This window comes from Aeromonas sp. MR19 (genome assembly GCF_963899305.1).
In the GTDB taxonomy this organism is placed as follows: domain Bacteria; phylum Pseudomonadota; class Gammaproteobacteria; order Enterobacterales; family Aeromonadaceae; genus Aeromonas; species Aeromonas bestiarum.
Genome location: NZ_CAWQWZ010000052.1, coordinates 105,939 through 126,659, shown reverse-complemented (window position 1 = coordinate 126,659; position 20,721 = coordinate 105,939). Strand labels below are relative to the sequence as shown.

The following is a 20,721-nucleotide window of genomic DNA, read 5'->3' as shown; positions in this document are numbered from 1 at the left end:
GATATCGGCTATTTTATTTGGCATCAACACCAATAACGAACGATAACTTCTGACATGAATGGTGATAATAACTCACAGAAAGGCCTCTCCCTCCCCTCCCTGACGGCCCTGCGCTGTTTCGAGGTGGCTGCCCGCACCGAAAACTTCAGCCGCGCCGCCGATGAGCTGCACCTCACCCATGGCGCCATCAGCCGGGCGGTGCGCCTGCTGGAGGAGGATCTGGGGATCCCGCTGTTCGAACGCCGCCAGCGCAGGGTCTTTCTGACCGAGGCGGGTAGCAGGCTCCATGAGGCCGTCAGGGAAGGGCTGGGCAGGATCCGGCAGACGGCGCAGGCGCTGCGCCAGCAGAGCAAGCCCCAGTCGCTGGTCATCTCCTGCGAGCCCACCCTGCTGATGCGCTGGCTGATCCCGCGCTGGCCCGCCTTCCAGGCCCTGCACCCCGAGCTGGACGTCCATTTGATGGCGGGCGGTGGCGCCCTCAGCTTTGGCAACGGCATAGATCTCGCCATTCGGCGCAACGACTTCCACTGGCCTGATGACCTTTACAGCCAGCTGCTGTTCGAGGAGCGGACCGGGCCAGTCTGTCAGCCGGGCAAGGTGGCGCAGTTTTTCGAGCAACAAGGAGAGCTGCCGGCTCTGCGCCCCTCGGCCCCCCGCCTGCACACCAGGACCCGTCCCGCCGCCTGGCAAAGCTGGCAGGTGCAGGCCGGACAGGGTGCGAGCGACGAGGCGCCGACCCAGACCTTCGAGCACTTCTACTTCAGCCTGCAGGCCGCCGTGGCGGGCCTTGGCGTCGCCATAGGCCCCTACCGGCTGGTGTGCGACGATGTCGCCGCCGGCCTGCTGGTCGCCCCGCTCGGATTCATCCCGGATGGCACCGGCTATCACCTGCTCGCCCCCGCGCCACCGATTCCCGGCAGCCCCCATGAGAAGCTGGCGAACTGGCTGCAATCCCTGAGCAAATAGGTCACGACACCTCGCGGGCCCAACCTGCTTCCCTGGCTCGCGTGTGGCCACCCGACAGTGACGACACGGATTCAGCGGGCCCGGAAACCACTGCCACTCTTTTGCGCCGCCAGCAACAAGGCATCGACCACGACGCGCAGCTTGGGCTGCATGTGCTGGCTCCTGGCCCAGATGACATTGATCGGCATCTCGCCACCGGACTGGTCATGAAGCACGCTGACCAGCGCTCCCGAGTCCAGCTGCTCGTTGGCCAGCCAGGTCGGCACCTGAACTAGGCCAAGGCCAGCCAGCGCCGCCGCCAGTACGGCCTCACCATCTCCCATCTCGTAGCGTACCGGGATGTCGTAAGCCTCAGTCCGGCCCGCCCCATTCCTGAGCAGCCAGCTATGGCGATGCCCAGATCGCCAGTCGATGATGCAGTCGTGCCGTGACAACTCATCCGGGGTCAGGGGAACCCCGCGTCGGGCCAGATAGGAAGGGGCCCCGCAGATGACCAGCTTCTGCTCTCCCAGACGACGCGCAACGAGATCGGCCTGATCCTCCAGCGCACCTATGCGCACAACTAGATCGATGTTGGCATGAATGAGATCAACCTTGCGCTCGTTGAAGGTCACCGACAGATCCAGCTGCGGATGGCTGCCAGCCAGATCCAGCAGGATCGGCAGCACGTGCCGGCGGCCGAACGCAGCGGGAAGATCGATTCGAACGCGACCCGACGGACTCTGTTGTCCCGATGCAAAGCTCTGCTCCGTCTCCTCCAGCACCCGGATCGCCTGGAGACAACTGGCCAGATACGCCTCCCCCTCCCGGGTCAAACTCACCCGGCGGGTTGTTCTGTGCAACAGCTTGACCCCCAGTCGCGCCTCCAGGCGCACTATGCTCTTGCTCAACGCCGAGCCGGTCAGCCCCAGCGCCAATGCCGCCACGGTAAAGCTGCCCGACTGCGCCACGGCGACAAAGTGCCTGACACTCAGGAAAGGGTCTTGTACTGCCATGGATTCAGTCCCTGAAGGAAATAGAGATTGGAATAATAGCCACTTAATCAATTTCAAGGAATCAATCACACTGTTTACAGGCTCATTCAACGCCACATCTTGCAGGTGATGGATCGGATGACCTCGAGTTCCCAACTCGCTCAGACACGACTTCATGACCAGACAGGAGAGATTGGATGTTGACCCTTACCCCCCTCAGTGGACAAGTTGCCTTCGTACAAGGTGGTTCGCGCGGCATTGGCGCCGCCATTGTAAAACGCCTCGCCCGTGACGGTGCCGCCGTGGCCTTCACCTATGTCTCCTCGGCCATCAAGGCAGAAGAGATAGTCGCGACCATCACGGCGGCAGGCGGCAAGGCGCTGGCCATCCGTGCCGACAGTGCGGATGCCGCCTCTTTGCAGCACGCCATCCGCCAGACAGTCACCACCTTTGGTCGACTGGACATCCTGGTCAACAACGCCGGGGTGCTGGTATGGGGCAACATTGAAGAGCTGACCCTAGACGATCTCGATCGCACCCTGGCCGTCAACATCCGCAGCGTGTTCGTGGCCTGCCAGGAGGCGGCCCATCATATGGGCAAAGGGGGGCGCATCATCAACATCGGCAGCACCAACGCAGACCGTATCCCCATGGCGGGTGGGTCCGTCTACGCCATGAGCAAATCGGCCCTGGTCGGTTTGACCAAAGGCATGGCACGGGATTTGGGCCCGAGGGGCATCACGGTGAACAATGTGCAGCCTGGCCCGGTCGATACCGACATGAACCCGGCTGACGGGGAATCTGCAGAACAGCTCAAGGGGATGATGGCGCTGGCCCGTTACGGCAAGGATGAGGAGATCGCCAGCTTCGTCGCCTACCTGGCCGGGCCCGAAGCGGGCTATATCACAGGCGCCAGCCTGACCATAGACGGTGGTTTCTCCGCCTGACTCTCGGCACAACGTCACAAACAAAAGCCCCGGCATGAGCCGGGGCTTTTTAGTGGACTGTCTGCGCCATACCGGCGCCAATCCTTATACCGCTTGCTGCAGGATCACCGCATCGGCCTTCTTGGTGTAGGAGGCGATCTCGTTGAAGTTGAGGTAGCGATAGGTGTCAGCCGCAGTGGCATCCAGCGTCTTGGCGTACTGCAGGTACTCGGCCACGGTCGGGATCTTGCCTATGATGGCAGCCACAGCAGCCAGCTCGGCAGAGGCCAGATAGACGTTGGCACCCTTGCCCAGACGGTTCGGGAAGTTGCGGGTGGAGGTGGAAACCACCGAGGCCCCTTCCGCCACGCGCGCCTGGTTGCCCATGCACAGGGAACAACCCGGGATCTCGATGCGGGCACCGACCCGGCCGAAGATGCCGTAGTAGCCCTCTTCGGTCAGCTGATCCTTGTCCATCTTGGTGGGCGGGGCTATCCACATGCGGGTCGGCAGCTCGCCCTGGAATTTCTCCAGCAGCTTGCCGGCGGCGCGGAAGTGGCCGATGTTGGTCATGCAGGAGCCGAGGAACACCTCGTCGATCTTGTCACCCGCCACAGTGCTGAGCAGACGGGCATCATCCGGATCGTTCGGCGCGCACAGGATGGGCTCCTTGATGGTGGCCAGATCGATCTCGATGATTTCGGCGTACTCGGCATCCTTGTCCGCTTCCATCAGCACAGGGTTGGCCAGCCACTCTTCCATCCCCTTGATGCGGCGGGTGATGGTACGCGGGTCGCCGTAGCCTTCGGAGAGCATCCATTTCAGCATCACGATGTTGGACTTCAGATACTCGATGATCGGCGCCTGATCCAGCTTGATGGTGCAACCGGCGGCGGAGCGCTCTGCGCTGGCATCGGCCAGCTCGAATGCCTGCTCCACCTTCAGGGTCGGCAAGCCTTCGATTTCGAGGATGCGGCCGGAGAAGATGTTCTTCTTGCCTGCTTTCTCGACGGTCAGCAGCCCTTTCTGGATGGCGGCGTAGGGGATGGCATGAACCAGATCACGCAATGTGATGCCAGGTTGCAGTTCGCCCTTGAAGCGCACCAGCACGGACTCCGGCATGTCCAGCGGCATGACGCCGGTGGCGGCGGCAAAAGCCACCAGACCGGAACCCGCCGGGAAGGAGATACCGATGGGGAAACGGGTGTGGGAGTCACCACCGGTACCCACGGTATCCGGCAGCAACATGCGGTTCAGCCAGGAGTGGATGACGCCGTCACCCGGACGCAGGGAGACGCCACCGCGGTTCATGATGAAGTCCGGCAAGGTGTGATGGGTCTGCACGTCTATGGGCTTGGGATAGGCGGCGGTGTGGCAGAAGGACTGCATGGTCAGATCGGCGGAGAAGCCGAGGCAGGCCAGGTCTTTCAGCTCATCGCGGGTCATGGGGCCCGTGGTGTCCTGGGAGCCGACCGTGGTCATCCTGGGCTCGCAGTAGGTGCCGGGGCGAATGCCCTTCACGCCGCACGCCTTGCCGACCATCTTCTGGGCCAGGGTGTAACCCTTGCCGGTATCGGCCACGGGCACAGGACGGCGGAACACGGTGGAGAACGGCAGACCCATGACTTCCCGCGCCTTGTCGGTCAGGCCACGGCCTATGATCAGCGGAATACGGCCCCCGGCACGCACCTCGTCGATCAGCACCTCTGTCTTGAGTTCAAACTGGGCCAGCACCTGCTCGGTGCCGTGCTTGCAGATCTTGCCGGCATAGGGGTAGATGTCGATCACATCGCCCATCGCAAGCGCAGAGACATCCACTTCGATGGGCAGGGCGCCGGCATCTTCCATGGTGTTGAAGAAGATGGGGGCAATCTTGCCGCCGAGGCAGACACCGCCGGCGCGCTTGTTCGGCACGAACGGAATGTCGTCGCCCATGAACCAGAGCACAGAGTTGGTGGCGGATTTGCGGGAAGAGCCGGTACCGACCACGTCGCCCACATAGGCCAGCGGGAAGCCTTTCTCTTTCAGGGCATCTATGGTCTTGATGGGACCTATGGTGCCGTCATTGTCCGGGGTGATGCCGGGACGGGCGTTTTTCAGCATGGCCAGGGCATGGAGCGGAATGTCGGGACGGGACCAGGCGTCCGGCGCCGGTGACAGGTCATCCGTGTTGGTTTCGCCGGTCACCTTGAACACGGTAACCGTGATCTTCTCTGCCAGTTCGGGGCGGGAGAGGAACCACTCGGCGTCGGCCCAGGATTGCATCACCCGCTTGGCGTGAGCATTGCCCGCCTTGGCCTTCTCTTCCACGTCGTGGAAGGAGTCAAACATCAGTAGGGTGTGGGAGAGACCCTTGGCGGCAAGAGGGGCCAGGGTGTCGTGGTCCAGCAGATCGATCAGCGGCTGAATGTTGTAACCACCCTGCATGGTGCCCAGCAGCTCAACGGCTTGCGCGGCAGTCAGGATGGGAGAGTGGGCTTCGCCCTTGGCGATGGCGGTGAGGAAACCGGCTTTGACATAGGCCGCTTCATCAACACCAGGGGGAATACGGGAGGACAACAGCTCTTTCAGAAAGTCTTGTTCGCCAGCGGGCGGGTTCTTGAGAAGCTCAACCAGGGCGGCGACCTGCTCTGCATCCAGAGGTTTGGCGACCACGCCCTCGGCGGCACGTTCTGCGACGTGTTTACGGTATGTTTCAAGCACGACTAATTCCTCTTTGGTCTTTTTTTGGGGTTCGCCCACGCTCGCGGCGATCGTCCTTGCGGGACACCCGTAGGGTGCCCCCCACTATATAAGTTTTAACGACTAATTAAAATCCAAACCCTGTACACATATTCATCAAAACAACATAACCATTTAAACTTGCTCAGGTTTTGTCAGCATATAAAAGACGCGCCAGAAATAAGTTAACAAAAAGGCATCATTTGACCGTTATTCGAATGTGGTGCCCAATTGCAGATAGAACATGTTGTTGCCCCCCTCCGCCATGCCGTAACCGAGGAAGATGGGGCCGAGGAAGCTCTCCACCCCCACATAGACGGAGCCGGCGGTGAAGGAGCTCTCCATGTTGATGTCCTCCCCCTTGTCCCATACCCCGCCCTGCTCCAGGGAGCCCCCCAGGTAGAGCGGGGCCCGCAGCGCGCCAAAGTCGTTGTCCGCCACCCGGTAGATGTAGCGCAGGCCGCCAAACAGGCTGTAGCGACCGCTGAGCTGGTAGTGCTGGAAGCCGGACAGCCGGAACAAGCCACCCAGATCCTGCACGAACAGCGGGTACTCTTCCTGCGAGGTGGAGCCGCCCCCTTCCAGCATCAGGTTCAGGCTGTGCCTGTCCCAGGACCAGGGCTTGATCATCGTCAGGTGGTAGTTGACCCCCTCGGCGTTCTCCGTCGGATCGCCGGTCGGCTCTATCTTGACGTGGGAGTAGCCGCTCTTGACGTCCCAGTAGACCCCCTGATAGGGGAAGTAGCGACTATCCAGGGTGTCGTGCTCGAAGCGGACATAAGGGCCCCAGGAGGAGGCATCCACCTTGGCATCCGCCACGTTGCGAATGTCGATGGCGCCCACTTTTCCCTCCAGCCCCAGCGAGAGGCGGCTCCAGGGCTGGCGATTCCAGCCCACCGCCAAGTCGGCGCTGGTGAAGCTGTATTCGGAATCGATATAGCTCACCCCATCTTCCGTCCTCGTCGCCTCGGGAGTGAAGATGCGGCGCTGGGTCTTGTCATAGGCCAGACTCGCCTCGCCGTAGAAGGTCTGGGAAGGCTCCAGCGGGGTGTAGAAGTCGGTCTTGAGGTGCTTGGCAGTGCCGAGCGACGCCTCGGTCAGCCACTCGGCCCCCCAGTCATTGACGTTGGTGAGGGTGTAGGACATGCCGACGTTGTAGTTGGAGCTGCTCTCGAAATCGTCGGAGAAGCCGAACTGGAAGTTGAGGTAGCCCGGTCCCCAGTTCTTCTCGCTGGCATCCACCACCAGCACGTTCTCGCCTTCACGCTCCTCCACCTCATAGGTGATGCGATCGAACGACTCCAGCGCGTAGAGACGGCGAATGCCCGCCTCCAGGCTCTCGTTGGTCTGCACCTTGTCCGGTCGCACCTTCAGCATGGCGCGCACCGTCTCGTCGGAGAGGCGTGACTTGTTGAGGATCTCCACCTTGTCGATGTAGTAGGCGGGCTGACCGCTGCGCTCGGCGCGCCGGCTCAGCTTCTGATTGCGATAGGCGGTGTAGGCGGAAGGCGAGAGGGAGAGCCCGTCGAGCTGGGCGGAGGCGCGATTGGCCACCGCTTCCCCCCGCTTGATCCCTTCCGGCATCAGGGCAAAATCGGCTATGCCCATGCCGCCGAATTCAGGGGTGAGCAGTATGTCTTTCGGCCCCAGCAGCGCCTTCTGCTTGTCGGTACCGACCTGGGTCATGTAGGTGGTGAGCTGATCTATCATGGCGAGGCCGGACTTGAGGGATTCCCTGGTACGCAGCTTGGCGCTGATATCCACCGCGATCACCACGTCGGCCCCCATCGCCTTGGCCACGTCCACCGGCATGTTGTTGACTGTGCCGCCGTCGGCCAGGATATGCCCCTCCCACTCCACCGGCTTGAGGGCGCCGGGAATGGACATGGAGGCCTGCATCGCCTTGGCGAGGCTGCCGCTCTCCAGCACGAAGGGGGTCACAGTCTCCATGTCGGTCGCCACGGCGCGATAGGGAATGGGCAGGTCGTCGAAGCTCTTCTGCGCCGGCAGGTTGGAAGTGGCGTGGCGCAACAGGCTGGCCATGGATTGCCCCTGGAAGAAACCATCCGGGAACTGGACCGAGTCACCGTTGATGCCAATATCGGTGCGCAGCTGGTACTTCTCGCTCTGCTGCTTCTTGCGCAGGGAGAGCTCGTCACGACCGACCTTGTCCTGATAGCCCTTGTTCCAGTCGATGGCGAGCGTGGTGCGCTCCACCTCCTCGGCGCTGAGCCCCATGGCGTACATGCCCGCCACGTAGGAGCCCATGCTGGTGCCCACTATGATGTCGACCGGAATGCGCTTCTCCTCCAACACCTTGAGGATGCCGATATGGGCCGCCCCCTTGGCGCCGCCGCCACTCAGTACCAGAGCAATCCTGGGCCGATCGGACTGGGCCGCTGCCATGAACGGCAGGCAAGCCAGCAAAACCAGAAGCAGGTGGGTCCATCCCCGACGAAAGATGCGCATATGATTTTCCATTGAATCCAGTGCGAGCCAAGTGAGCAATGAAGCCTACTATAAGGTGCGAAAAAGGAACCGCAACCGCCACGACAGCGATATGGCGCACTCGCCGAGCCGCCAATGGGGCTGAACAATCCGGCACTGCCCTGTGAGCGCAAACGCAATCTGCCAATAAAACCGGCAAGCCTCTCAAGGGCACCCCGGCGCTGCCGCTAATATGGGCTCAATCCCGTGTCCACACTCCTGAGCCACTCCTATGCTTGCAAGCCTGACACTCAAACAGAAAATTCTGGCCACAGTCACCCTGGCCGTGGTGCTCTCCTGCCTGCTGGTGGGCTATTTCAGCCAGCGCTCGGCCCAGCAGCTGATCGAAACCCGCATGTTCGAGCAGGAGCTGCCCAACCTGACCCAGCGCATCGGCAAGGAGATCGAGAAGGATCTCACCTCGGTCGCGAGCGCCGCCAGGCAGCTGGCCAATGATCGCTTCGTGCTGGACTGGGTCGCCCGCGGCATGCCCAAGGAGCAGGAGTCCATCCTCATCGATCAGCTCAAGGACATGACGACCCAGTACGGGCTGGTCACCGCCTCCTTCGCCGACCGGCAGAGTGCCGCCTACTACAACCAGGACGGCTTCCTGCGCAACCTGACCCCGGAGCAGGACGCCTGGTTCTACGGCTATACCAAGAGCCCGCAAGACTTGATGCTCAGCATCTTCCGCGAGACCAACGGCGAGGTGAAGCTGTTCGTCAACTTCCAGCAGCTCAACGGCCGTGGGCTGGCGGGGCTCGCCAAGTCCCTCGACAGCATGGTCAGCATGCTCGCCAACTTCCGCATCGGCGACAGCGGCTTCGTGTTCATGACGGATGGCAGCGGCAAGGTGAAGCTGCACCCGGATGCCGCCCGCATCGACCGGGACAACCTGGCCCAGCTGGCCCAGCTGGCCAGCGGCAGCAGTACCAATCTGCTGAGCAAGCAGGCGTTCGCCGCCACCCATGCCGAGGTCGATGGCCAGGCCGTGGTGCTGGCCACCAGCTACATCCCCCTGCTCGACTGGTATCTGGTGGCCCAGGTGCCGGAAGCCGAGATCTATGCCGAGCTGGACAAGGCGCGGCTGCACATACTGCTGGTCAGTCTGGCCATCGCCGCCGGCATGGGGCTGCTCGGCATGCTGCTGGCCGGCTCGGTCAGCCGCCCGCTCAACGAACTGGCCCGCCTGTTCCGTGAACTGGGCAGTGGCGACGGGGATCTGACCCAGCGTCTCAAGGTGGAAGGTCGCGATGAACTGACCCAGGTCGCCACCGGCTTCAACAACTTCGTCGCCAAGATCCACGCCTCCATCGAGCAGGTCGCCAGCAACTCCCGCCAGCTGGCCGCCACCGCCAACGAGGTGGCCAGCAAGGCGCAGCTGACCCAGCACAACTGTACCGCCCAGCGCGACCGCACAGTGCAGGTGGCGACCGCCATCCACGAGATGGGGGCCACAGTCGGCGAGATAGCCGGCAACGCCTCGCTGGCGGCCGACGTGGCCAGGCAGGCCAACGATCAGGCCGATGCCGGCGCCCTGGTGGTAGCCCAGGCCCGCCACGGCATAGTCGGGCTCTCCGGCGAAATAGAGCAGGTGGCGGGCGTTATCGAGTCGCTGGCCAGCCAGACCGACTCCATCGGCAGCATACTCGACACCATTCGCAGCATCTCGGAACAGACCAACCTGCTGGCACTGAACGCCGCCATCGAGGCCGCCCGCGCCGGTGAACAGGGCCGTGGCTTCGCCGTGGTGGCCGACGAGGTACGCAACCTGGCGAGCCGATCCGCCGCCTCCACCGCCGAGATCCAGGGCATGATCAACCGCTTGCAGGAGCAGAGCGCCCGCGCCGTCAGCGCCATGGCCCAGGGCCGCAGCCAGAGTCTGGACGTGGTGGCTCAGGCTGACGAGGCCAATGCCGCCCTCGGCCATATCACGGCCCACATCACCCAGATCAGCGACATGAACATCCAGGTCGCCACCGCCACCGAGGAGCAATCCAGCGTGGTGGGCGAGATCAACCGCAACGTGGAGGACATCAACCAGCTCACCATGGAGACGGCCGACATAGCCCACCAGCTGACCGAGTCCAGCCGCAGCCTGCAACAGCTCTCCGGCGAGCTCGACAAACTGGTCGGCAACTTCCGGCTGTAACCCATCGGCAGCCATCAACAAGGGAGCGCCATGGCGCTCCCTTTCGCTATCCGCTCTGCCGTTCTGCCCTTTGCCAGGGAGTCGGCCAATTCATATCTATACTGGCAACAAACCACCTGGACCACATCATGGCCAGCCATGAAGGAGCACTCCCTTGCTAGAAGGTAAACTGACGCTCAAATTGCAGCTGATCCTGGCTGTCACAGTACCCTGCCTCGCCCTCTTGCTCGTGGGGGGTGCCAGCCTGCGAAGCATGGGCTCCATCCAGCAGCAATCCACCGAGCTCTACCAGAACACGGCCACCCCCATGCGCGCCATGGCTGAGGTGGTGTCGCGCATTCCCCGCATGCGAGTCGGCATCGACATGATGCTGTTGCAGGATACCTCCCTCAAGGATGCGAAAGGGGTGATCACCCGGGTCAAGGAGAGCCGGGAGGAGGACATACCCGAGATGCGCCAGGCCATGCAGCAGGCGGTCACCGCCCAGACGGATCCGGCGGCCAGGGCCAATGCACAGCAACTGCTGAGCCAGTTCGAGGGCATGGCGAGCAACGAGCTGGCTCCCATGCTGCAGGCGCTGGAGCAGGGGGACATGGAAGCGGCAAGAGGCATCTATCGGGATCGCTACACAGTCACCTATGGCACCATGCGCAAGGATGCCAACGCCCTGCTCGACGGCCTGATCCAGCAGGCCCAGCAGCGCCACCAGCTGGGTGAGCAGAGCTATGCCAGCGGGCGGATGCAGATGATCACCATCATCAGTGGCGCCATCCTCATCTCGCTGCTGGTCTCGGTACTCATTCTGATGAACCTCAAGCGCCGGGTCGGTTTCCTGCAGCAATACATAGGCTATGCCGCCGAGCATCTGGCACTGGACTCCCGTGCCCAGCTGAGCGGCAACGACGAACTGGCGGAGATCACAGTGAGCTTCAATCACTTCGTCGGCAAGATCCACAGCGCCATCGAGCAGGTGGCCCGCAACTCCCACCAGCTGGCAGCCACCGCCGACGAGGTCGCCAACAAGGCCCAGCTGACCCTGCAAAACTGCACCGCCCAGCGCGATCGTACCGTGCAGGTGGCCACCGCCATCCACGAGATGGGGGCAACGGTGAGCGAGATTGCCGGCAATGCCTCGCAGGCGGCCGAAGTGGCCAGGCAGGCCAACGATCAGGCCGAAACGGGCGCCGGCGTGGTGGCTCAGGCCCGCCACGGCATAGTCGGCCTCTCCGACGAGATCGCGCAGGTAGCCGGGGTGATAGAGTCGCTGGCCACCCAGACCGACTCCATCGGCAGCATTCTGGAGACCATCCGCAGCATCTCGGAGCAGACCAACCTGCTGGCGCTCAACGCCGCCATCGAGGCGGCCCGCGCCGGTGAACAGGGCCGCGGTTTCGCCGTGGTGGCCGACGAGGTGCGCAACCTCGCCAACCGCTCCGCCGCCTCCACCGCCGAGATCCAGGGCATGATCCATCGGCTGCAGGAGCAGAGTGCCCGCGCGGTCAGCGCCATGACCCAGGGCCGCAGCCAGAGTCTGGCGGTGGTAACCCAGGCCGATGAGGCCAACGGAGCGCTCGGCCAGATCACCGCCTACATCACCCAGATCAACGACATGAACATCCAGGTCGCCACCGCCACCGAGGAGCAGTCCAGCGTGGTGGGCGAGCTCAATCGCAACGTGGAGGACATCAACCAGCTCACCATGGAGACGGCCGACATAGCCCACCAGCTGACCGACGCCAGTCGCGGCCTGCAACAGCTCTCCGGCGAGCTCGACAAGCTGGTCGGCCATTTCCGGCTGTAACCCTTTCCAGCCCTTTATCCCCCAACTCAGGGAGCGCAGCCGCGCTCCCTGTCATATCAGCGGCAAGCCGTGACGCATACTCGCAAACTCGCCTCCGCCCCAGCCTGGAAATGCCCCATAATCAGGGAAATAACAGGAGGCATTATGGGCAAGCTGGTTGTGACTATGTTGCTGGGGAGTCTGCTCTGCGCCTGCAGCAGCGGGCCTGTGCGAGTGCACGGGGCCGATGTCAGCGTGGACGATACCCGGATCCGGGTCAGTGATGGCGATCGCGGAGGGTATGGCACCTTCTGTCCGCCGGGACAAGCCAAGAAAGGGCGCTGCTAGCGCCCTTTTTTACAATCGTACATCTGCTTGTCCGCCTGTTGCAGCAGCAGATCCAGCGCCGGTGGCGAAAGCGCATCATAGTGCCCCACCCCGGTCGAGCAGGTCAGTCGATAGGGTTTTCCGCTCTCCCGGTTGAACCCGGCCAGGGCCTCATCGAGCCGTGCCAGCACCCGTGGCACCTCTGCCGGCCCCGTGCCCGGCAGCAATACCGCAAACTCATCCCCACCCAGTCGGGCAAAGATGTCCGCATCCCGAAAAACGCCACACATCAGGCACGCCATCTGTTGCAGGGCATCGTCACCGACGTCGTGCCCCAGCCGGTCGTTGATCTCCTTGAACCGGTTGAGATCGAGAAACAACAGGGTTGCCGCTCGCCCCTGACGATGAGCGAGCTGCAGACACTTGTGTGCCAGCAGCATGAAACCGCGCCGGTTGGTGATACCGGTCAGCTCATCCATGGTAGCCAGCTGGATCGCCGCCAGTTCGCGCTCCACCATGCCGGCCAGATCCGTCAGCAAGTCCCGCTGCCGTTCATCCAGCAGGCGCGGCTTGCGATCTATGATGCACAGGGTCCCCAGCTTGTACCCCTCCGCAATCTGCAGCGGGCTGCCCGCATAGAAACGTATGTGGGGATCCCCGGATACCAGCGGGTTGTCGGCAAAGCGCAGATCCCGGGTCGCATCTTCCACCACGAAGAGGCCATCACCAAGAATGGCATGACCGCAGAAGGAGATGTCCCGCGGCGTCTCCAGCACGGGCAAACCGCAGCAGGATTTGAACCACTGCCGATCCTTATCCACCAGCGACACCAGCGAAATGGGCACATCGAACATGTTGCGGGCCATGCGGGTGATCCGGTCGAATCTTTCTTCGGCAGAGGTATCCAGAATGGTGATGCGGCGCAGCGCATCGAGGCGCAGGTGCTCGTTGTCAGGGGTGGCCGGTGTTTGCATGGCGGACTCCAGCAAGTGATATGGAAGTCATTAGCATAGCAACCAGCTCCGAACAAATCTCAGCCATATACAAAAAGCCGCTCGAGTGAGCGGCTTTTTCAATGTTGGCTGCGAGAAGAGGATTATTTCTTCTTCTTGGCCTTGGCGTTCGGCAGGTCGGTGATGGAGCCTTCGAACACTTCGGCAGCCAGACCCACGGACTCGTGCAGAGTCGGGTGAGCGTGTATGGTCAGCGCGATATCTTCGGCGTCGGCACCCATTTCGATGGCCAGACCGATTTCACCCAGCAGTTCACCACCGTTGGTACCCACGATGGCACCACCGATGACGCGGCCGCTCTCCTTGTCGAAGATCAGCTTGGTCATGCCGTCGGAGCAATCAGAGGCGATGGCACGGCCGGAAGCCGCCCACGGGAAGGTGGCGACTTCGAAGTTCAGCCCTTGTTGCTTGGCTTCCTTCTCGGTCAGGCCAACCCAGGCCATCTCCGGCTCGGTATAGGCGATGGACGGGATCACTTTCGGGTCGAAGTAGTGCTTCTTGCCGGCGATCACTTCGGCCGCGACGTGGCCTTCGTGGACACCCTTGTGGGCCAGCATAGGCTGACCGACTATGTCACCGATGGCGTGGATATGGGCCACGTTGGTACGCAGCTGCTTGTCCACCTCGATGAAACCGCGCTCGGTCACGGCAACGCCGGCCTTCTCGGCATCCATCAGCTTGCCGTTCGGCACACGACCTACCGCCACCAGCACGTTGTCGTAACGTACCGGCTCGGTCGGGGCGTGCTTGCCTTCGTAGGAGACGTACAGGCCGTCTGCACGGGCTTCAACTGCGGTGACCTTGGTCTCCAGCATGATGTTGAATTTCTTGGCAACGCGCTTGGTGTAGATCTTGACGATGTCTTTGTCGGCAGCCGGTACCAGCTGGTCGGCAAATTCCACCACGTCGATCTCGGAACCCAGGGAGGAGTACACTGTACCCATCTCCAGACCTATGATGCCACCACCGATCACCAGCAGCTTGCCCGGCACGGAAGTCAGCTCCAGCGCATCGGTTGAATCCCATACGCGCGGGTCATCATGGGGGATGAAGGGCAGTTTCACCGGACGGGAGCCGGCCGCTATGATGGCGTTGTCGAAGGTCACGGTCGTCTTGCCGTCTTCCCCGGTCACTTCGAGCGTGTTCGGGCCGGTAAACTTGCCAAAGCCGTTAACAACCTGAACCTTGCGCATCTTGGCCATGCCGGCCAGACCGCCGGTCAGCTGGTTGATGACCTTCTCTTTCCACAGGCGCACCTTGTCGATGTCGGTCTGCGGGGCACCGAAGATGATGCCGTGTTCGGACAGCGCCTTGGCTTCTTCAATGACTTTGGCTACGTGCAGCAGTGCCTTGGACGGGATACAACCCACGTTCAGGCAGACGCCACCCAGGGTGGAGTAACGCTCGACGATAATGGTATCCAGACCCAGATCGGCGGCACGGAAAGCAGCGGAATAACCGGCAGGGCCAGCACCCAGTACTACGACCTGAGTTTTGATTTCTTTACTCATCATGACCTCTTTGTCGTTCTTATATATCCCCGGACGGCGCAGTCTTATGCCAACTCAATGCCAAACAAGGCGGCTGCAACCGTGAAAAAACGGGGCAAGTTTACAATCCTGTTAATGAAATGAGAAGTAAAAAGGGCAGGCTCTGGGCCCGCCCTCTCACTTACAGGACCAGTCGACGAATGTCGGACAGCACGCCACTCATGGTGGTGATGAAGCGGGCTCCATCGGCACCATCGATGACGCGGTGGTCATAGCTCAGGGCCAGCGGCAGCATCAGGCGCGGCACGAACTCCTTGCCATTCCACTTCGGCTTCATCTCGGACTTGGATACGCCCAGGATGGCCACTTCCGGCGCGTTGACGATCGGGGTAAAGCTGGTACCGCCGATGCCACCCAGGCTGGAGATGGTGAAGCAACCGCCCTGCATGTCGGCAGCGGTCAGCTTGCCGGCACGTGCCTTCTTGGAGATCTCGGCCAGATCGCGAGACAGCTCGTAGATGCCCTTCTTGTTGACGTCACGCACCACAGGCACCACCAGGCCCCCTGGGGTGTCTACCGCCACACCGATGTGGATGTACTTCTTCATGATCAGCTTGCTGCCGTCTTCGGACAGGGCGCTGCAGAAGCGTGGGTGTGCTTCCAGGGCCTTGGCGGCGGCTTTCAGTATGAACACCAGCGGGGTGATCTTCACATCCAGCTTCTGCTTCTCGGCCAGCAGGTTCTGCTCTTTGCGGAACGCTTCCAGATCCGTGGTATCGGCTTCGTCGAACTGGGTAACGTGCGGGATCATGGCCCAGTTGCGATGCAGGGCAGGACCGGAGATCTTCTGGATCCGGGTCAGTTCCAGCTCTTCGACCGGGCCGAACTTGCTGAAGTCAACCTTGGGCCACGGCAGGACACTCATGCCGTTGCCAGTACCGGTACCTGCAGCCGGGGCGGACTCGGCGCGCTTGACCGCATCCTTCACATAGGCCTGCACGTCTTCTTTGACGATGCGACCCTTGCGACCTGAGGCTTTCACCTTGGCCAGGTTGATACCGAACTCACGGGCCAGGCGACGTACGGCCGGGGCGGCGTGTACGTAGGCGTCGTTGGCAACGAAGTCGGAGGAGGCTGCAGCCTGGGCAACCGGAGCCGGAGCCGCGGCAACAGGTGCAGCAGCGACCGGGGCGGCGGCCTGAGCAACCGGAGCGGCAGCGGCCGGAGCAGCACCAGCCACTTCGAATACCATGATCAGGGAACCGGTGGAGACCTTGTCACCCGCCTTCACCTTGATCTCTTTGACGATGCCGGCGAACGGTGCTGGCACTTCCATGGAGGCCTTGTCGCCTTCCACCGCGATCAGGGACTGGTCGGCGTCGACCTTGTCACCCACGGCGACCATGATTTCGGTCACTTCGACTTCGTCACCGCCGATGTCGGGTACATTGACCTCTTTGGCGGCGGCAACGGCAGGTGCAGCAGCCACGGGAGCGGCAGCCTGAACCGGCGCGGCAACGGCGGCAGGAGCGGCACCGGCCACTTCAAATACCATCACCAGGGAACCGGTCGCAACCTTGGCGCCGGCGGCAACCTTGATCTCGACCACGCGGCCCGCGAACGGCGCCGGTACTTCCATGGAGGCCTTGTCACCTTCCACGGCGATGATGGACTGGTCGGCTTCAACCATGTCGCCCACGGCAACCATGATCTCGGTCACATCCACTTCGTCGTCACCTATGTCAGGGACATGGACGTCTTTGCGAGCGGCGGCCACAGGGGCGGCCGGAGCAGCGGCAACCGGGGCGGCAGCCTGAACCGGCGCCGGCGCGGCAGCGCCTTCCGCTTCGAAGATCATGATCTGGGAACCGGTGGCAACCTTGTCGCCCACCTTGATCAGGATCTCTTTGACGATACCGGCAGCCGGAGCCGGGACTTCCATGGAGGCTTTGTCACCTTCCACGGCGATCAGGGACTGGTCGAGCTCGACCTTGTCACCCACGGCCACCATGATCTCGGTGACTTCAACTTCATCGGCGCCGATATCCGGAACCATAATCTGTTTGGACATAGTGCTTTATCCTCTTACGCGTCTGTCGCGTTAACCTTTGCAAGGCAGTGCCGGGCAATGTGTCCCGGCACTGCACTCGATCCTCTTACGCGTACAGCGGGTTGACCTTGTCGGCATCGATGCCGTACTTGGTGATGGCATCGGCCACAACCTGCTTGTCGATCTCGCCGCGCTTGGCCAGTTCGGTCAGGGCAGCAACCACCACGTAGAATTCGTTCACTTCGAAGTGACGACGCAGGTTGGCACGGCTGTCGGAACGGCCGTAACCGTCGGTACCCAGCACGCGGTAGTTCTCGGTCGGTACGAAGGCACGCACCTGATCGGCGAAGGACTTCATGTAGTCGGTCGCGGCTATGGTGGCATCGGAACCCAGTACGGTGGCGATGTAAGGCACGCGAGCCTCAGCAGTCGGGTGCAGCATGTTCCAGCGATCCACGTCCTGACCATCACGGGCCAGTTCGTTGAAGGAGGTGACGCTGAACACGTCGGAACCCACGCCGTATTCGCTCGCCAGGATCTGGGCGGCGGTGCGCACATGACCCAGGATGGAACCACAGCCCAGCAGCTGTACCTTGGCCTTGTTGCCGGCCACGGTTTCCAGCTTGTAGATACCCTTGCGGATACCTTCCTCGGCGCCTTGCGGCATGGCCGGCATGGCGTAGTTCTCGTTCAGGGTAGTGATGTAGTAGAAGACGTTCTCCGGCTTCTCACCGTACATGCGACGCAGACCGTCCTGCACGATCACTGCCACTTCATAGGCATAGGACGGGTCATAGGAGACGCAGTTCGGGATGGTGTTCGCCAGGATATGGCTGTGACCATCTTCGTGCTGCAGACCTTCGCCGTTGAGGGTGGTACGACCCGAGGTCGCGCCCAGCAGGAAGCCACGGGCTTGCTGGTCACCGGCTGCCCACGCCATGTCGCCGACTCGCTGGAAGCCGAACATGGAGTAGTAGATGTAGAACGGGATCATCGGGCAGTCGTTGGTGCTGTAAGAGGTCGCAGCAGCCAGCCAGGAGGACATGGCGCCCAGCTCGTTGATACCGTCTTGCAGAACCTGACCCTGCTTGTCTTCCTTGTAGTAGGAGACGATGTCGCGGTCTTGCGGGGTGTACTGCTGACCGTGCGGGCTGTAGATGCCGATCTGGCGGAACAGGCCTTCCATACCGAAGGTACGGGCTTCGTCAGCCAGGATCGGTACTATGCGCTTGCCGATGGACTTGTCTTTCAGCAGCACATTCAGGGAACGCACGAACGCCATTGTGGTGGAGATCTCGCGAGCCTGCTCGCCCAGCAGGGGACCAAAGGTCTCCAGCGCCGGGATTTCCAGCTGAGTGGTGGTCTCACGCAGACGGGTCGGTACATAGCCTTTGAGCGCGGCACGACGGGCGTGCAGATACTTGTGCTCTTCGGTACCCTCTTCGATCTTCAGGTACGGCAGCGCTTCCAGCTGCTCGTCGGTGACCGGCAGGTTGAAACGATCGCGCAGGTGACGCACCGAGCCCAGATCCATCTTCTTGACCTGGTGAGCGATGTTCTTGCCTTCGGCCGCTTCGCCCATGCCGTAACCCTTGATGGTCTTGGCCAGGATGACAGTCGGCTTGCCCTTGGTCGCTGCGGCTTTGGAGAAGGCGGCGAACAGTTTACGGGGGTCGTGACCACCGCGGTTCAGGGCGAAGATCTCCTCGTCGGTCATGTCTTTGACCAGCGCGGCGGTTTCCGGGTAACGGTTGAAGAAGTGCTCACGCACGTAGCCGCCATCGCGGGACTTCATGGTCTGATAGTCGCCGTCCACGGTTTCGTTCATCAGCTGGATCAGCTTGCCGGACGTGTCTTTCTTCAGCAGCTCATCCCACTTGCGACCCCAGATAACCTTGGTGACATCCCAGCCGGCGCCTGCAAACAGACCTTCCAGCTCGTTGATGACCTTGCCGTTACCCACGACCGGACCGTCCAGACGCTGCAGGTTGCAGTTGACCACGAACACCAGGTTGTCGAGCTTTTCACGCACGGCAACGGTCAGGGCGCCCTTGGCTTCCGGCTCGTCCATCTCGCCGTCACCCAGGAAGGCGTAAACGGTCTGCTCGGAACAATCCTTGATGCCACGGTCGGTCAGGTACTTCAGGAAGCGAGCCTGATAGATGGCGGCGATGGGACCCAGACCCATGGAGACGGTCGGGAACTGCCAGAAGTCCGGCATCAGTTTCGGGTGCGGATAGGAAGGGATACCCTTGCCGTCCACTTCCTGACGGAAGTTGTCCAGCTGATCTGCGGTCAGACGACCTTCAGCGAACGCACGGGCATAGATGCCCGGAGAGATGTGACCCTGGAAGTAGACCAGATCACCACCGTCCTTCTCGCTGCGAGCGCGGAAGAAGTGGTTGTAGCAGACTTCGTAGATGGTCGCGGAAGAAGCGAAGGAAGACATGTGACCGCCGAGGTCCAGGTCTTTCTTGGAGGCGCGCAGCACTATCATCATGGCGTTCCAGCGGATGATGGCGCGGATGCGACGTTCCATCTCCAGATCGCCCGGGTAAGCCGGTTCGTCACTGGACGGGATGGTGTTGATGTAGTCGCGATTCGCCTTGGCAGCCACGTCCACGCCGCTTACGCGGGCTTTTTCGGCAAGCTGTTCAAGAATGAACTGAGCGCGTTGTGGACCCTCTTCACGCAGCAGGGATTCCAGAGAGGCAAGCCACTCCAGCGTTTCTATCGGGTCCACATCGTTCTTCAGGATATCAGACATGGCTGGTTCCTATTGTTATTGCACGGCGGTTAAGATGCGCAAGAATTCGACAATAAAGCCTTGTGGGATTAGTTTTCCTGCTGACGGATCCGACGCATGGATCGCTGGATCCGGCTGTCTTCCCTCTGCATATCCAACAAGGTGTCCTCGATAAAGGCCAGGTGCTCATGACAAGCAGCCCTGGCCCGCTCCGGAGCCCCCGACAGGATAGCCTCGATCAGATGCGCACGATGACGACGGATCTTGGCTACCACTCCCGGACGGCGATTCAAAATTTCGTTATTGCGTAAAATATTCTGCTCGAGCATGGGGCCCATGGCCCGCAACAGGTGCAGCAGCACCACGTTGTGGGACGCCTCGGCCACCGCCAGATAGAACTGGGTCACGGCGGCGGATTCGGTGACCAGCGAACCTTGCTGGCCGGCTTCCTCGATGGCGGACTGCGCCTGACGAATACGCTCGGCATCGGCTTCCGTCCCCCGCAACGCAGCATAGTAGGCACAGATGCCTTCCAGCGCGTGACGAAACTCCAGCAGGTCATACTGGGCTTCGGGGTGGGTGCTGAGCAGCTCGAACAGGGGATCTGCGATCCCCTTGCTCAAGGCATTTTGTACGTAAGTGCCACCGCCCTGACGGCGATACAAGAGTCCTCTGGCTTCCAGGCGCTGGATGGCTTCGCGCAGGGAGGGGCGCGATACCTGAAACTGGATGGCAAGTTCCCGCTCGGGCGGCAACTTCTGGCCCGGCTGCAAACTGCCTTCCAGAATCATGCTTTCCAGCTCGGCGACGATGGCGTCGGCCAGCTTGGGTTGAGTTATCTTGAGATAGGGCATGAGGCTACTTTGTTAAATTGGTATTACCAATTTCATGAATGGGGCGAAAATTAGCAGAGGAGTTGGGAAAAGTCCACCCAAAAGATGATCTGAATCAAGGTTCAGCCTTGCCACTAAAGGGGTAAAGAGAGGGATTTATGATTTAGCTCATAGAAATTGGTCTGACCAATATTTTTGAGCTGGCTCACAGGCAACATTTGATCAACAGCAGGAAAAAATGGCCTGCCATAAAGGC

General features: G+C 61.6%; 13 protein-coding genes. 5 read left to right on the top strand and 8 right to left on the bottom strand.

Annotated features, from left to right (window positions below):
• Positions 1 to 54 precede the first annotated feature (54 nt).
• Positions 55 to 966: a LysR family transcriptional regulator gene (locus AACQ95_RS20130; protein WP_241279587.1), complete on the top strand. Its 912-nt coding sequence runs from the start codon at positions 55 to 57 to the stop codon at positions 964 to 966.
• A gap of 71 nt (positions 967 to 1,037) precedes the next feature.
• Here AACQ95_RS20130 and AACQ95_RS20125 read toward each other — a convergent pair whose 3' ends face one another.
• A complete protein-coding gene (locus tag AACQ95_RS20125; RefSeq protein ID WP_241279586.1) occupies positions 1,038 to 1,961 on the bottom strand; it encodes a LysR family transcriptional regulator in 924 nt (307 codons plus the stop codon).
• A 176-nt stretch (positions 1,962 to 2,137) separates the two neighbouring features.
• Here AACQ95_RS20125 and AACQ95_RS20120 point away from each other — a divergent pair, with 176 nt between their 5' ends.
• The gene (locus tag AACQ95_RS20120; protein ID WP_241279584.1) at positions 2,138 to 2,887 is read left to right on the top strand and encodes a 3-oxoacyl-ACP reductase family protein; all 750 of its coding nucleotides are present in this window, start codon (positions 2,138 to 2,140) and stop codon (positions 2,885 to 2,887) included.
• Positions 2,888 to 2,971: 84 nt separating this feature from the next.
• Here the strand turns inward: AACQ95_RS20120 and acnB are convergent, their stop codons facing one another.
• A complete protein-coding gene (acnB, locus tag AACQ95_RS20115) occupies positions 2,972 to 5,569 on the bottom strand; it encodes a bifunctional aconitate hydratase 2/2-methylisocitrate dehydratase (RefSeq protein WP_241279582.1) in 2,598 nt (865 codons plus the stop codon).
• A gap of 228 nt (positions 5,570 to 5,797) precedes the next feature.
• On the bottom strand, positions 5,798 to 8,056 hold the full coding sequence (locus AACQ95_RS20110; protein WP_241279581.1) for a patatin-like phospholipase family protein: 2,259 nt from the start codon (positions 8,054 to 8,056) through the stop codon (positions 5,798 to 5,800).
• 250 nt (positions 8,057 to 8,306) lie between these two features.
• On the opposite strand from AACQ95_RS20110, the gene AACQ95_RS20105 reads away from it, so the two are divergent.
• The 3 genes from AACQ95_RS20105 to AACQ95_RS20095 all read left to right on the top strand — a co-directional run bounded on the left by AACQ95_RS20105 (position 8,307) and on the right by AACQ95_RS20095 (position 12,354).
• Positions 8,307 to 10,226 carry a methyl-accepting chemotaxis protein gene (locus tag AACQ95_RS20105; RefSeq protein WP_241279579.1) on the top strand — a complete coding sequence of 640 codons (1,920 nt, stop codon included), beginning with the start codon at positions 8,307 to 8,309 and terminating at the stop codon, positions 10,224 to 10,226.
• Positions 10,227 to 10,380: 154 nt separating this feature from the next.
• Positions 10,381 to 12,027 (top strand): methyl-accepting chemotaxis protein, encoded by a 1,647-nt coding sequence (locus tag AACQ95_RS20100; RefSeq protein ID WP_241279577.1) that lies wholly within the window; start codon positions 10,381 to 10,383, stop codon positions 12,025 to 12,027.
• Positions 12,028 to 12,171: 144 nt separating this feature from the next.
• A complete protein-coding gene (locus AACQ95_RS20095) occupies positions 12,172 to 12,354 on the top strand; it encodes a hypothetical protein (protein WP_043137314.1) in 183 nt (60 codons plus the stop codon).
• Here the strand turns inward: AACQ95_RS20095 and AACQ95_RS20090 are convergent.
• The 5 genes from AACQ95_RS20090 to pdhR form a co-directional block, all read right to left on the bottom strand.
• Positions 12,351 to 13,307, bottom strand: coding sequence for a GGDEF domain-containing protein (locus AACQ95_RS20090; RefSeq protein WP_098981898.1), 957 nt, complete (start codon positions 13,305 to 13,307; stop codon positions 12,351 to 12,353). The two genes, AACQ95_RS20095 and AACQ95_RS20090, sit on opposite strands and share 4 nt — an antisense overlap.
• A 122-nt stretch (positions 13,308 to 13,429) precedes the next feature.
• Positions 13,430 to 14,857 carry a dihydrolipoyl dehydrogenase gene (lpdA, locus tag AACQ95_RS20085; protein ID WP_241279575.1) on the bottom strand — a complete coding sequence of 476 codons (1,428 nt, stop codon included), beginning with the start codon at positions 14,855 to 14,857 and terminating at the stop codon, positions 13,430 to 13,432.
• Between the two features lie 160 nt (positions 14,858 to 15,017).
• Positions 15,018 to 16,907, bottom strand: a complete 1,890-nt coding sequence (gene aceF, locus AACQ95_RS20080; RefSeq protein ID WP_241279573.1) for a pyruvate dehydrogenase complex dihydrolipoyllysine-residue acetyltransferase — start codon at positions 16,905 to 16,907, stop codon at positions 15,018 to 15,020.
• An 85-nt stretch (positions 16,908 to 16,992) separates the two neighbouring features.
• Positions 16,993 to 19,653, bottom strand: a complete 2,661-nt coding sequence (gene aceE / locus AACQ95_RS20075) for a pyruvate dehydrogenase (acetyl-transferring), homodimeric type (protein WP_042868032.1) — start codon at positions 19,651 to 19,653, stop codon at positions 16,993 to 16,995.
• Positions 19,654 to 19,721: 68 nt separating this feature from the next.
• Positions 19,722 to 20,486, bottom strand: a complete 765-nt coding sequence (pdhR, locus tag AACQ95_RS20070) for a pyruvate dehydrogenase complex transcriptional repressor PdhR (RefSeq protein ID WP_042039018.1) — start codon at positions 20,484 to 20,486, stop codon at positions 19,722 to 19,724.
• Positions 20,487 to 20,721: the final 235 nt, after the last annotated feature.